Consider the following 14,152-nt stretch of genomic DNA (forward strand, 5'->3'; position numbering starts at 1 on the left):
GGACCAGTATCCTTGTCGATAGCGGGGGCGACCCAACCAGGAATCTCCGCCGGTCGCGTCCCGCATCGGCGTTGGATTTGGTCGGCGCCGGCCGCAACCTTGCTGCTTATGGTCTTTTGTACTCCCTTGCCGGCAGCGAATCTTTTCTTCGACGCGCAGACACGGGATGATCGCTGGAGCTGGGGCTACTGCGCCCCGCCCTACCCTCCCGCCTGCGTCGATCAGCTCTCCAAGGCCCCCAAGGACCGGACGAGCTGCGAAAAGGAGATCGATTCATATGTCGCCAACGTATTCCGATACAGGGGCTGTCTTTCGGCCGAAACGGAGCGTGCCGTCCGTGAGGCCAACAGCGTCCTTCAGATCATGAAATGTCCGAAGGACGAGCGCTATTGCTATGACCTCCCGCAAGCAGGAACCTCATCCTCCCGCAACAAGAATCGTCAATAAAAATCAGCAAGCGGCCCGTCGCCGAAGAGATCCTGCCCTTTTTCGGCGCCCTGCTAAGGCATCGCTTGGCGCGGCGCCATTCCTCGTCGATATCGACGCTGCGACGTGGAGCGTGTCCCCTTCGCATTCGACAGCCCTATTATGCTGCTTGCCCCACGAAAAAGCGGTTCATATCGATCGCGCAGTTCTCAGGCAATATTGTCTAATGATCGCCTTAACCTTTGGGCAAGCAGTTGCGGATCATAGTCGGGAAAATCGCTATGCAGCGGGCCAATTTCATCGAATTGACGCTCGCTTCCGATAAACTTTTCAGCCGAGTAAACCGCTGCCTCCAGCGCCAAGGCCAAAGCATCCGGCGTCAATTCTCCAATCGTTATGATGTTCTTGCTTCTCTTTGTCATATCCTTGTATTCGTAATTATTGGTGATCGTCAGCAGTCCAGCCTCCGCCATTTCGAGCGGCGGATAGCTCGGGTGCGGGGAAACCATCAAAGAGATGCCGATTGAGGACCTGCTGAGTATGTCACCGTAATCCTCAAGCGTCATCTTGCCCTTGATTTCGAGATTCAGTATTCCACGAACATAAGCCGAATCATATTCTTCTCCAGCGGAAACGATCCGCCATTGCTGCGCAACGACGGGATTTGTGTGCTGCCAGAGAAGCAAGGCCCCGCGAATGGTGTCGAAGCAGTTTCTATCTGTAGTCGGGCGCCCATATAATAGAATAATCCGCTCTCGCGGCAAAGCTTTCCGAGAGCTTATTATCGCTTGATTGGCCTTGTAGCGTACCACATAAGCCTCTGAAAAGAGGAATTTGGATTGTACGAAAGCGGCAAGCTCCTCCGAGTTGACCAACGCAATCGTATCACGTCCTCTTGTATACGTTGCCAATGCATAGCCGTAGTGACTCGACCATTTGTAAAAACCAGGTTCGTAATCCTGAATAAGGTATATAAACGGCGTAGATTTGCCGAAATACCGTACTTGCGCTTGGGCCAATGATTGTCCGACCGCCGCCGTCCACCAAGCCGTGGCCAAGAAGATATCGTTGGATCGGATTGGAACTTCGCCGCCATAGTCAACGTCGCTAGCATCGACGATCGTGTGGCGGAAATTGTCATATGAGGCGCCGAGCCTAACCAGGCAAAAGTCGGGGTGCGCCTGTGTCGAAGGCAGGTCGACGGGATCGGATGTCACGATTATACGCAAATCAAAATCTTCACCTAGAGCGGCGCCCACCTCTTTAAAGGTGCGCATCGCTGTTGATATTCCGCCGAAAACTTTTTCAGGTTTGAGCGTTGGCAACAGCAAATTTAGCCGAGGCCGCGGTCCGGCGTCCTTGCGCGTCGCCTGTTTTTTTACTTCCGGAACGATGTTTTGGTAAACAAAAGGCCGCACCGGATTGCCGATTAAAGGTCGATGCGCCTGCAGCAGAGCAGGCTCCAAATCCTCCGGATAGTGGACCGGCAATAAACGCGCCGAGGGCGTATTGCTACAGTTGGACACCTTGACCCAACGAAACCCGGCTGCCTCGCAGGCAAACAGGACAGAGCGTTCGAGCGCATGCGCCAAAGTACCGTCAACCTGACCCTCTTCGGCCTGGAAATCATCCCAACCTAAGCCAAGCTGAAGCAAGGGCCTAAAAGCTGACGTCTTACCCCAAAAAAATGAACTGGAAGGAAAATCGAGCGGAAGATCGATGTCTAAGCTAACACCAAAACGCCCGAGCACACTTTTGATAGAGTTGAAATTATACCCCCAATTAATTAAATTGCGAACAGCAGGAAAATGGTCTGAAAACACAATCCCTACATCGGTCTGACGAAGCGTGTATAATATACTACTGACAGCCTTTTCATTACCTAAGATATTATCAAGCAAATATGATCGCCATTTCCCAAATATCTCGTCGTGCGGCGATTTCTTAGAATGAATATGAATAAAATATTCATATTCGTCAAAAACATCTCTATACCCGACAATCATGGGGGCGATATCGCGACCGATATTCGGAAATACATTAACCGCGCACTTTCCATTTGCATAGCCAGCAAAGCTCCCCTCGATTTGCTCCTTTTTAGCGATGCTATCGGTCGACACGAAGATATCGGTTTCAATCGGAATGTTTTCGAGTTTGGCCCGCAATTCAATAGCCATATCGGCATAGAAGATATGTACAATCGCCGCGACCTTTTCTGGAAGGTCGATTTTTCGCAGTGAATAACCGAACGGAGTCTCAAGTACGAGATCGGTTTCCTCGGTCAATCGCGTCGCGGTTGTCGCTCCATAAAACGTGGAAAGTTTTCGCGGACGCACAAACCGCCGCTTAGGCGCCGGAAACGGCGCAGGGCGGATCGGGGCGGTGGAACCTCTTATGTCCTGAAGGTGGTCAGAGATATTTTCCACGAGCGTAGGATTGAAGCTCAATACATCTCTCCAATCCGAAACATCGACTCCCTCAAGTGAATCGCGTAGGGCCTGGACTTTAACGAAGGGGAATCCGCGCTCGATCAATTGGCGCCAAAGAGCTAACGTCGGATTCCCTGGCGTCGGATCGTTTTCGTCGGAAGGAAACAAGATGTCGACGGTCAGGCCACCCGCCCGGAATTTTTGCAACATAGACAATTCATATCGCTTTATCAGCTCTTCTTTGTCTCGAATGCTCTTTATGCCTGCCCAGAAGTTTCTGATTACCGGCGAGCTGAGAGCAGATTGTTTCAACACCCAAAAATAGGACATAAAGTGGCGCCAGGCCTGATAGCTGTCGGTAAGAGCGACGACGTCTGAATTCGAGACCTGAATCGCAGCAAGCATTCGGTCGAAGGATTCGAAATTCACGGGGCCATAAACGCTGTCGTTAGTCATCAAAAGCGTGCGCGCCGTCCATAACTGAGGTAGCGCACCAAGCGCCGTCGCCCACGCCGCAAAATCCCAACCGTGGTTTATGCGAACGATTAATCCTTCGGCGCTTGTCAACTCGAACGGCAACGGCTTTGCCAAACCATTCGTCGCGAGAACCACTATTACAACCCATCCTTTCAAGCGCAGCGCCGAAAGATAAGCAGTTACGTGATCGTATACATGACCATCGGCGCTAAATGTAACAAAGATACAAACATCCTTGTCCTTGACACTCTCAGGTATTTTTATCACTTCGTAAGGTATATCAAGCACTTCGCAAGTGGCGCTATGTTTATCCGCGGGGTGCGTCGTGAAACCAAGGCGAGCGCCAACCGTCAAAAAGTGAACGAGAGGATTTCCACCATGTTCTGCGAGCTCAGGATGCTGAGCGCAATACCATTCAGAATCGAATAAGGGGTGTGGGGCACGGCCTTCTTCAGCTCCCAGCGTGACATAGTGAATTAAAGGATTCTCTCCGGTAGAGGAGATCGATTCATGGTTTCTGATATAGAAGGCGCTATCGAAAAGCTCATTCGGGGCGAACCCCTCACGACCGCCCTTACCCAAATAATGTTTGACAGGGTCAAGGCCCGCCGATTCGATTTCAGGATAATGATTCAAGTACCATCGAACATCAAAGAGGGGATGTGGAGAACGACGCTCCCGCCATCCTGAACTGGTAAAATGTACGAGAGGATTTAAGCCAACCGCTCGCACATCTTCATTCTGATCGAGGTACCATTTGGTGTCGAAAAGCGGATGCGGCGAACGATGCTCCCGCCAGCCTGAACTACAATAATGCACCAAAGGGTTTATTCCCGCGCTGTCGACGTCGGGATTTTGCGCCAGGTACCAGCGAGTATCAAACAGAGGATGAGGCGAACGCTTTTCCTTCCATCCTATAGTTGCAAAATGCGCCAAAGGATTTAACCCAGCATGGGCCAGGTCTGGGTTTTGTTCGAGGTACCAATCAATGTCGAAAAGCGGATGCGGCGACCGATGCTCTTTCCAGCCATACTCGACGAAGTGCAAAAGTGGATTTATTTCAGCCGGGTTAACGTCAGGATTGCTCCACGCGTACCAAATAGCATCGAACAGCGGGTGTGGCGACCGCCCTTCGCGATGGCCGGAATTTATATAGTGCAATAACGGATTCAGTTTAGCATGGGCAACATCGGTGTTGTTCTGGAAATACCAGTTCGCGTCGAATAGCGGATGCGGCGATCTGCCTTCGCGCCAGCCATATTCAATAAAATGGACCAAGGGATTATGGCCGCATTCCGTCATAGTTGGATATTGCGATAGATACCATTTACAATCAAACAGGGGATGCGGCGACAGCCCCTCGGCCCCACCGGCTTTCAAAAAATGAATAACGGGGTTTGTACCCGTCGGAACAACTTCAGTATTCTTCGCTCGGTACCACATAGAGTCGAAAAACGGATGAGGAGAGCGCCCCTCCTTCCAACCGAAAGTCATAAAATGCAATAGCGGATTAACGTTTGCTTGGGCGATATCAGGATACTTGGAAAGATACCAAACGCCATCAAACAGAGGGTGAGGCGACCGGCCTTCGCGCCAACCTACCCGGATATAGTGCAACAATGCATCATTGTCCGCTTCAGACGTTTGCGGGATTTGGCTGTTATACCACTTCTCAGAAAATAGCTTGGACACAAGCTTCTTGGCTATACTTTCGTTGGGCCCTGTCAGGAACTGAAACCTTTGCATGAGAACCATATGACGGATCCGAACGTTTCACCTAACAGGCAGCGACCTCGTAGGCGGAAGCGAGGAGAGCGGGGCAAGCCCTTTCGAACAGCTCGCGTCGTCCGTGAACACGGAGCCAGCCCTCCAAAATGGCGACTCAACGATAACGATATGCATTCCTGCTGATACACTATTTATCAGCAAAAGAGTAGGGCTCGCGTAAAACGCGAATTTACCTTGATCAAATTCTGCAAAAAATCAGCGGCCCTAAGCTCCTGCGGACTTGGGATCCCCCCGAGCAATTCGCAATGAATTATTTGCTTTTAGCCACCAATGGATTAGGATAACCGTAAAAGCGATCATCAACCGTCGGCTGCCGATGAGCATCAATGTTTATTCTAGCCGCCGGGTAATAAAGGGCACGATATGAGCCTTCCGTTCGTGGAGTTTTTATCCGATATCGGCATGAATAGGATTGAATTTGTTTTATCACAATTCACAAAAGATCAAAAATTGCTAGAAATTGGCGGCTCATACAATCCTATATTGCATCGCACAGATGGGCTTAACATGTATACCGTCGACCATGACACTCAAGACAACTTAATTGCTCATTATACACGTAATAATTTAAGTCTCGAGACAATAAGTAACATTCAGCGTGTTGATTTTGTTGTACAAGATGGAAATCTTGATGGCGCTATCCCCGATGAGCATTTGGGTACCTTTGATTTCTGTATTTCAAGTCATAATATTGAGCATATCCCCAATCCCGTTGCGCACCTGCGTTCCATACGGCGGCTTTTAAGTGAAAAGGGATCGTTCCTCATGGTCGTGCCAGACAAGCGCGGCTGCTTCGACCTATTGCGTCCACTGACTTCAACTGGGCAGTGGCTGGCAGCTTACATCCAGTCAGCACCGTTTCATTCTTTAAGTGCTATATATGATACCAACTCAATTGTTGTTGCCAATCATCGAGAGGTCACTTGGCGGAATGGCGAGGTTTTTGATCATTTAGAAATGGCAAATGGCAACCCACTTAAAGACATTTATGAACTTATATCAAAGCCGGCCACAGCTTACACGGATGCGCATGCTTGGGTTTTTACGCCACACTCTATGCTTTTGATCCTTTGCGAGCTCAATGCGCTCGGGCTTACAGGACTGTACCCGAACAGAGTGCTTTCCGACGGAGGCGGCGAGTTCATTGTCGAGCTCATTAAAAGCGAGCCTGTGCAGATTTCCCATGCGGCGCGGCTCAGTCTGCTGGCGCGAGCTTGTCGAGAGCAGGCGGAAGCGCACATGCGAATCGTTATCGCGTAGATCAATCATCGACGACCTGTTCACCTGTCGCAATTGGGTTGGTGATGGAACCGAATCTGGCGCAAGATTTGCACCCTCACCAAAATTCCGGACTAGATCAATTGAGGTAGTAATGGCCAAAAATGATATGTGGATAAGGCATGTCATGTAGCCGAGACGGAACCGCTCGACAACGTCTCTACATGTCCCTATCGTGGCCTGGGCGCTTGCAATAAAACATTCAACGTAGTCCATCAAAGCGGGAAACTCAAAAATGGTCACGGCGGAAACCCCGCGCTTTCGCTATTCGTTGGCAGCCTGCGCAAGATGGGAAGACGACGACATTGTCGAATGGATCGAATACCATAAATTAATAGGCATAGACCATATTTATTTGTACTGTAATGACGATACACCCGAAACATTGTTGAAGCGCGTCCTGCCCTATCTTGCACGGCAGGATCCATTTGTGACTTTTGTGCACTGGACAGAGACCGGGGCGCAACTGCCAATGTACAAAGATTATCTTGATAATTACAAAGGTGAAACTGAATGGTGCTGCTTCCTGGATATTGATGAGTTTATCGTCCTTAAGCAATACGACAATATCGCATCGTTCATGACTCGCTTTGATAGAAGCGTGGATTGCGTTTATTTCAATTGGATCTTGTTCGGAAACAACGGGAGAAAGCAGCGCGATGGCTCCTTTACCTTATCGGCTCTGACGCGTCGTTCCAAACGAATTGATATTCACACCAAATCGTTTTTCCGTACAGCGAAGGTCACCGCCGAAAGCGCGATGGAAGGCGCTCGTCGAACCGGATTGGCGTTCACCCATTTCTGGAACAATTACTATGCGGAAGGCGCCTTCAATATATGCAATGTCCTCGGAGAGGATATGCGGGACTATACCGAGCAATTTCCGCAAAATGCACTGAACATCGTCACCGCCGAAGGGTGGCCCGAACGCATTGTTCAAACCGGCTATGTTGCACATTTCCAATTCAAATCCGAGCAGGATTTCATCCGCAGGGTAGAGCGAGGAGGCTTCGCCGCGCAACAATTGTGGAAAGACCTTTATGACCGCGGCGAGGCGCCGGCCTACCTCAATATGATCAATGAGGTCGAGGACACATATCTCGCTGATCTTTGGACCCAGCATCTCGCTAAAAAGCTACGCATTGGGCCGTAACCAATAAGCCGCTCTCAATTGGTCGGGCTATGAAACGTGTTCACACGCTAAATGGCTGCCCGCTTCCTTGGAATATCCGGCCCAATTCTAACAGTTAAAGACCCTAACCCTAGAAAAGGCTTCTATTGGAAAACACTAGACCGGTGTTTTCTAAAAACTCCGCGCCGTCCTCTTTGGCGTAGAGTCGAACTCTTTCAGTGTCTTTTTCCAGCAGAAAGCAATTTGCCGTCGCCATTTTGCTGATCCAATACTCGGCTGGCTGCAAGTTTACATGGTGATGGCCATCATGTCCCGGAGGAGCATGAGTAATCACGATGATCTTTCCACATGCGAGAGAACGAATCACGTTATCCACGTATTCCTCCTCAATGTGCTCCACCACTTCTTGACAGTGCACAAGATCGACCCGGCAGAAAATAGGACCTTGTGTCAAATCTGTGTAAAAAGTCGGGAACAACGCTTGCTCGACATTATTTTTCAAACCATCGGAGGCAATGACGGCCAAGCCTTTACTGTGGAAATAACGGGCCGCGTACCCCATTCCTGATCCGATATCGAGCACAGATCGTGGGGTAAAGCGGTTGATCAAATAATCCCAAACACGAGGAGCAAATGTGAAGGGGTCGCCTTCGACAACGTTCCCTCCAAGATGAGGTTCATCACTGCTGACTTGACCGCGCAAGCCTTCATAGGCAACCATTTCCACCCCTGTGCATATTCGAAGCGATAAAGAGCCTCCCGAGGCTTGTCAACCACGCAAATCTCTAATGGCAGAACGCTTCAGCCAGCTAGAACGTGAAAACCTCCTCTAAATATCCGCGCCTCATCCAATAGGGATGACGTGTGCTTGATCTACAAGATACCTGTTGCATGCCATCCTTGACAATAAACGGCAGCAACTCATGATTGATGGAGAGGAAGCGGGGTGATCGATGGGCAATTTCCTTGATATATCTCATTCCAAACTCTTCCCCGATTTCAGGCAAAGAATCTACATTAACAACCAGGTCATATTTTTCATCTGAATCAAGAAAATACTTAGGTGGCATAAGCTTCACTAATGCGTCGCCTGCTTCGCCGCACAAGGTAATACGATTATCCCCCAATGTTCTTCCTAGAAAATAGGCCTGGGCCGCTAGAGTCATCGGGATATCAATAATGGAATAGTCCTTGATGCCAAACTGGCTCGAATAAAAAGCCGTCCGGCCTAAGCCAGCACCTATTTCCAAAATGCGTGGGTTTGCAATCCCCGTCAAAAAGGTGGTGGACCGCCAAGCGAGATACAAGGAATGAATGGCTCTTTGGCTCGCGACGCCGCGCGTTGTCGCCAAGCCAGACTCGTGCGGGTAAGGATTCGGAAATGTAACCCTGAAGCCGAAGGCGTGGTCAAGCAGCAAAAGAAGACTTTCAATGGGCTTTTTCGGGGGCGGATCCTGATCGAACCGATAAGCCTCCGGATCCTCCATCGCGATAACGCCGACTGCCTCGCATAGCCTCAGCAACCCATCATAATGGGATGACGCCTGAAGACTGAGCCAAGCCGGATTCTCATTGAGACCCTGAAACAGAGCTTCAAACCCATAAAATAGAAAATTACTGCGAGGATCCCGCAACAACCGCGTTGTCTCTTCATGGTTCCTCGAAATGAGAGCATCATGTATCGGCTCCTTGAGAGGGCCATATAAACTTAGCCAAAAATTTTCCGGATCTCCGACGCGCCCAATTACAGCTTGGTGATATGCTGATATAATTCTATCAACCAATTCGCCGTCATTAATATGAGATACATCGCCAGAGGTAGCGCTTTCTTCAATTAAATGCTCTTGCGGCCTGAAAGACATCCAGCCCCTGTTTTGTGAATACATTAACTCTTTCCCCTTCTACGCCTTTAAGAACATGACGCGAACGTCATTTGCCTCTGTCTGACTCGCTTCCAGGCAATACGAACCTTTCGCCCAAGCACGCCAAAGCGCAAAACCTTTCCGCGCTAGCCCAAGCCACACACGAAATTCTGGACTGTTTCTCTCCATGGCCAAATCGTCAAGCAACACCGCCTGATGTTCTGAAAGTCGCCTGAAAATCAGATCACGCTTCCGTTTTCAATACATCGAGTTGTGTTAAGAGGCTCGCAATAGCTTCCCGGTCTCGGAATATTTGTTCCTGCATAAGGGTAAATGCAGGATCAAAGAGAACGCAAGATCGGTCAAACTCGGCGGCGACCAAGTCAAGCTCGCGAATTGCAAGCTTCGAGTTGCGGTCCCGCGTTAAAATTGCAAAGGCTTCTTCGACGCGTAAAATCCACTCAGAATTATGCGTCGGAAAGCGATCGCGAAAATTATAATGCTTGAGGTTCCGATCGATGAATTGATCTATTTGCACGACATCGTCGGCGTCGATGTTTGTCCAGTCAATCTCAAGCTCTTCGCCAGCTTTGATTAACGCGCCACGCCAATCCGCCAAAAAATCATCAATCGCAATAAAAGTTCGCGGCACTGTCCTTGTAACCAAGTCTATGTCGAGCATGTACCGAAGCCAAATCAGCAAGCAGTCGTCAATCGACAAGCCATGCATTTTGCTTAATGAATGAACGACTTCAATTGGGTTGCGGACGGGAATGATAACACGAGTTGAAAAGCCAGCTTCATGCAACACGGACAGCCAAAATTTGCCGAGGCGGCAAATCCGTGGATCCTTTACCACAACCAGCGGTTCATCCCCATATTCGTCAAATAGCAATTTAACAGCTCGTTCGCGGAAAATTGCAGCCGAGGGGGACGAAACCCAATCGGAATCGATACTCCGCCAATCATTCCAATAGCGGCCTAACGAAGCTAATATCTCATCGTTTAAATGCGTGATAGGAGCTGCTTCAAAGTAACCGCGTTCATTAAACGAATTGGCTGGCAAAAGATTTCGCGGGGGCGTAGCTCCAGCACAGGCTAGCGCGCCGGCAACTGCCGACGTGCCACCGCGGTGCATGCCCAGGACGAGAAGCGCAATTTTCATGATGTCCACTCAATTCAAAATTGACTTAAATAACGGTTTATAACCATCTTTAGCAAGTGGCTATATCGCACGGGCTTCGAACTCAATACTATCCTGTAGCGCCAATGATAATTGGGTTCCTCCGGGGCGAAATCCTCCTGCATCGCGGAAAGTGAGCCGCGGGCCATTTTATGCAACTGAAACCGAGAACGCCTCCGTTCGCCTCATGAGGCGAACGGCGTCGAGCCGTTTGTTAGGGTCATGCGGGCTAGCGCAAGCTCGATGAGGCTGATCATGGCGAGTCGCCACGTAAAGAGCGCGCGAGCGAAAACCGTTCCGACCTGCGGCCGCGCGACACGGACGGCAGAGTTTGACGGGAAAGATCGCGCATGCGATCTTGTAAAAGTACTCCACCAAGACTCATCCTAAGTGCAAAACGACCTTTTGACGGGAGTATTGCCGTAGTGTCCAGCCTTCACAGGATAATTGTCGCGTCGATTTTGCGCGATATGCGTACGCGCTACGGGAGGTCCTATTTCGCTTACCTCATCGCCATTGGATGGCCTTTGACACATATGTTGGTGATGTTAGTAGCCTATACACTCTCTAATCGTATCGCACCTATTGGAGACGACCCGAGCATATTTATCGCAACCGGCGTGGCTCCCTATATCTTGTGCCTCTATCCCGCGCGATTCACGGCGATGACAGTCGCGCAAAATCGATCGTTGCTGCAGTTTCCAATCTTCAAGCCGATGCATCTCATAATTTCCCGCGCCATTCTTGAAATTCTATCGTCCTTTTTTGTTTTCGCGGTTTTTGTCGGCATCCTGGCGCTCGCTGGCGTAGCCGTAATGCCAATCGACATTACCCAGGCTTGTGCTACAATTGCTCTAGCGATTTATTTTGGTATCTCAGTTGGAATATTCGGCGTCATAATCGTCTCATTTTCACTTATCGTAGGAATACTGCTCGTTGTATTTTCCTTTATAGCCATGTATCTTACGTCAGGCGTATTTATACCAGCAACCTTCTTTTCGGAAACTACGCGCGACCTTATGTGGTACAATCCGCTGTACCATTTGGTCGGCCTTTTGCGCGGCGCGTTTTTTAACAATTATTTATTTGAGGATTACAGCTTTTTCTATGTTTTTTTTGTTTCAAATTTCCTTTTGTTCCTCGGTTTGCTGGGCGAGCGGATGCTGAGGGGCAAAATCCTGACAGGTTGACGCTCGTCTGTTAAATCCGTCAAAACAACCTTGCCCAAAGGCCAGCCCCGCCAGGCTGGCGGAGAAATTTGAATCCGGAGCCAATCTCATGACCTCTGTCGAGGCAATCGCGCTCGAAGCCTTTTACCCCTATAACTATCAGGGGCGGGAGATGATCGCGGTTCGTTCGCCTTTTGCCATGGCGGCGACAGCGGAAGATATAGTCGGCCGGCTGGTGAGGATAGACGGAAGGCGCTATCGGGTGATCGCCGTCGAAAGACAGATTTCCGGTCCCATTGCCTTCGGCGAGCCCATAGGCATCGAAGTCTCACCTGACCTCCCTTGACCGCGCCAAAATCGCTCTCTTGACAAGGGCCGGCGTTCCCTGAAAATTCTTCGTGGATTGCAAATGGCGTCGTTTGTTGGATTTGGACACAGCCACGTCGTCGCTCTGGCGAAGGGCTGGTACGCATTGCAGGCGAAGGGCCCTTCCTTTCTCGCTCCGTTCGTTGACGGCCGGTTTCACTATCTGCATGACCCCTGTTTTGTTCCGGCTTTGTCGCCTGGGCCGGAAGGCGCGTCGCTCAATGCTGCAATCATCGCGAAACTCGGCGAAAAAGATCCGCAGGGCATCCTGCTGTCGATCGGCGGCAATGAACATAACGTCCTCGGTTTGGCCCGGTTTCAGCAGCGCTACGACTTCATCCTGTCAGAAAATCCGGCGCTTGCTCTGGATCCGGACGCGGAAATTTACCCCGAGGCGACGATCCGCGAAACCTTGTGGGAAGCAATGGCCGACGGCCTGTTCCTTCTGCAGGCTTTTCGCGATGCAACAGACAAGCCTATAGCTCTGATCGAGCCGCCGCCGCCGCTGCCCCTCCGCCAGGTGTTGCTCCATCCGCAGGGTATTTTTGACAAATCGATCGATCCAGGCAATCTCGCCCCCGATTGCCTGCGATACAAGATCTGGCGCGTGCAGGCTGGCCTCTATCGCGAGCTGTGCCATAAAATCGGCTTCATCTATATCGACACACCGCTTGAAATGATGGATTCCAATGGAATGCTGGTCGAGGCAGCCTGTGGACGCGACGCGACCCACGCCAATGAACTGTTCGGCCAGACCATGATCGAGAAAGCGATCGGCCTCGTTTCCGGCGCGATCGCGGCGTAGAGATCAAATCCGATCGAATTGGGATTCGGTGTGCGTTTTCTGGATGCGAACCGGTATACTTCGCTTGAAACTCTGTGGATAGGTTCATGGCTCCGCATCCCTATTCCAATCTCCCCGATCACGCCTATTGGCGTCGCGCAGTGGCGAATGTCGGGGCGGACGGACTCGACCCGGTCGTCGGCGTCCCTTTCCAGTTTGGGCCGAAAGACTCGGTGGCGACCGCCGGAAGCTGTTTCGCGCAACATATCGGGCGATACCTCAAGGCCGGCGGTTACAATTTCTTGCTTACCGAACCCGCTCCCCCGATGATGGGGCCCAGTGCCGCGCAAGCCCTGAATTACGGCGTGTTCACAGCGCGATACGGCAATATTTACACCAGCCGGCAGCTCGTCCAGACGTTCGACCGCGCCTATGGCCGTTTCACGCCCCGCGAAAGCCTGTGGCTCGGCGCCGCCGGCGCGGTGATCGACCCTTTTCGCCCCAATATTCAGCCGCGCGGCTTCGGTTCGGAAAAGGAGCTGGAGATCGACCGCGAAAGGCATTTGCGCGCCGTCCGCCAGGCTTTCGAGACGCTCGACGTGTTCGTCTTCACGCTGGGCCTGACCGAAATGTGGCGCTCCCGCGAGGATGGCGCGGCTTTCCCGGTATGTCCCGGCGTCGTCGGGGGCGAGTTTTCGCGGGAACGCCATGAATTCGTCAATCTGAGCGTCGATGACGTCGTCGGCGACATGAGGGATTTCATCGCTCGCCTGCGCGGCGTCAATCCCGGTTCTCGGGTGATCCTGACCGTCTCCCCGGTGCCATTGGTCGCGACCGCCGAGCCGCGCCATGTATTGTGCTCGACGAGCTATTCCAAGTCGGTCCTGCGCGTGGCTTGCGAGATGTTGACGCGAGGTTTGGACAGGGTCGCCTATTTTCCCTCCTACGAATTCATCGCCGGGGGCTTCACAGAGAAAAACTATTTCGCGGAAGACAAACGCTCGGTCACCGAAGAAGGCGTCGCCGATGTCATGGCGATCTTCAACCGCCATTTCCTGAAAACAGGTTTCAAGGAAGAATTGCGGCGCCCCACGGACGAGACGCTGCGCTCCGGCGAACCGGAGCAGGATCCGGCCATTTCGGCCGCGCGAGAGGCGGTGAAAGTCCTGTGCGACGAGGAAGCCCTTGATTTGCGCCGCGATATGTAGGGCGAAATTCGGCTTAGAGCCTTTTCCGATCCGATTGAATCGGATCGGGG

At 51.3% G+C, this 14,152-nt stretch carries 10 protein-coding genes; 6 read left to right on the plus strand and 4 right to left on the minus strand.

Annotation, left to right across the window (positions count from 1 at the left end):
• Window positions 1-635 precede the first annotated feature (635 nt).
• Window positions 636-5,087 (minus strand): rhamnosyltransferase WsaF family glycosyltransferase, encoded by a 4,452-nt coding sequence (locus ACLP2E_RS04320; RefSeq protein ID WP_442465242.1) that lies wholly within the window; start codon window positions 5,085-5,087, stop codon window positions 636-638.
• A gap of 396 nt (window positions 5,088-5,483) precedes the next feature.
• Between ACLP2E_RS04320 and ACLP2E_RS04325 the strand changes: the two genes are divergently transcribed.
• On the plus strand, window positions 5,484-6,380 hold the full coding sequence (locus ACLP2E_RS04325) for a class I SAM-dependent methyltransferase (protein WP_442465243.1): 897 nt from the start codon (window positions 5,484-5,486) through the stop codon (window positions 6,378-6,380).
• 253 nt (window positions 6,381-6,633) lie between these two features.
• Window positions 6,634-7,551 (plus strand): glycosyltransferase family 92 protein, encoded by a 918-nt coding sequence (locus ACLP2E_RS04330; RefSeq protein ID WP_442465244.1) that lies wholly within the window; start codon window positions 6,634-6,636, stop codon window positions 7,549-7,551.
• A gap of 109 nt (window positions 7,552-7,660) precedes the next feature.
• Here ACLP2E_RS04330 and ACLP2E_RS04335 read toward each other — a convergent pair whose 3' ends face one another.
• The 3 genes from ACLP2E_RS04335 to ACLP2E_RS04345 all read right to left on the minus strand — a co-directional run bounded on the left by ACLP2E_RS04335 (window position 7,661) and on the right by ACLP2E_RS04345 (window position 10,557).
• Window positions 7,661-8,251 (minus strand): class I SAM-dependent methyltransferase, encoded by a 591-nt coding sequence (locus tag ACLP2E_RS04335; RefSeq protein WP_442465245.1) that lies wholly within the window; start codon window positions 8,249-8,251, stop codon window positions 7,661-7,663.
• A gap of 88 nt (window positions 8,252-8,339) precedes the next feature.
• Window positions 8,340-9,416, minus strand: a complete 1,077-nt coding sequence (locus ACLP2E_RS04340) for a hypothetical protein (protein ID WP_442465246.1) — start codon at window positions 9,414-9,416, stop codon at window positions 8,340-8,342.
• Window positions 9,417-9,636: 220 nt separating this feature from the next.
• On the minus strand, window positions 9,637-10,557 hold the full coding sequence (locus tag ACLP2E_RS04345; protein WP_442465247.1) for a sulfotransferase family protein: 921 nt from the start codon (window positions 10,555-10,557) through the stop codon (window positions 9,637-9,639).
• Window positions 10,558-11,000: 443 nt separating this feature from the next.
• Between ACLP2E_RS04345 and ACLP2E_RS04350 the strand changes: the two genes are divergently transcribed.
• From ACLP2E_RS04350 to ACLP2E_RS04365, 4 genes are all read left to right on the plus strand, one after another.
• On the plus strand, window positions 11,001-11,765 hold the full coding sequence (locus tag ACLP2E_RS04350; RefSeq protein ID WP_442465248.1) for an ABC transporter permease: 765 nt from the start codon (window positions 11,001-11,003) through the stop codon (window positions 11,763-11,765).
• 88 nt (window positions 11,766-11,853) lie between these two features.
• Complete coding sequence (locus ACLP2E_RS04355) at window positions 11,854-12,090, plus strand: hypothetical protein (protein WP_442465249.1); 237 nt, start codon at window positions 11,854-11,856, stop codon at window positions 12,088-12,090.
• 63 nt (window positions 12,091-12,153) lie between these two features.
• Window positions 12,154-12,915, plus strand: coding sequence for a hypothetical protein (locus ACLP2E_RS04360; RefSeq protein ID WP_442465250.1), 762 nt, complete (start codon window positions 12,154-12,156; stop codon window positions 12,913-12,915).
• An 86-nt stretch (window positions 12,916-13,001) separates the two neighbouring features.
• Window positions 13,002-14,102, plus strand: coding sequence for a GSCFA domain-containing protein (locus tag ACLP2E_RS04365; protein WP_442465251.1), 1,101 nt, complete (start codon window positions 13,002-13,004; stop codon window positions 14,100-14,102).
• Window positions 14,103-14,152: the final 50 nt, after the last annotated feature.

Origin of the sequence: Rhodoblastus sp., from assembly GCF_052145335.1 — a bacterium.
In the GTDB taxonomy this organism is placed as follows: Bacteria; Pseudomonadota; Alphaproteobacteria; order Rhizobiales; family Beijerinckiaceae; genus Rhodoblastus.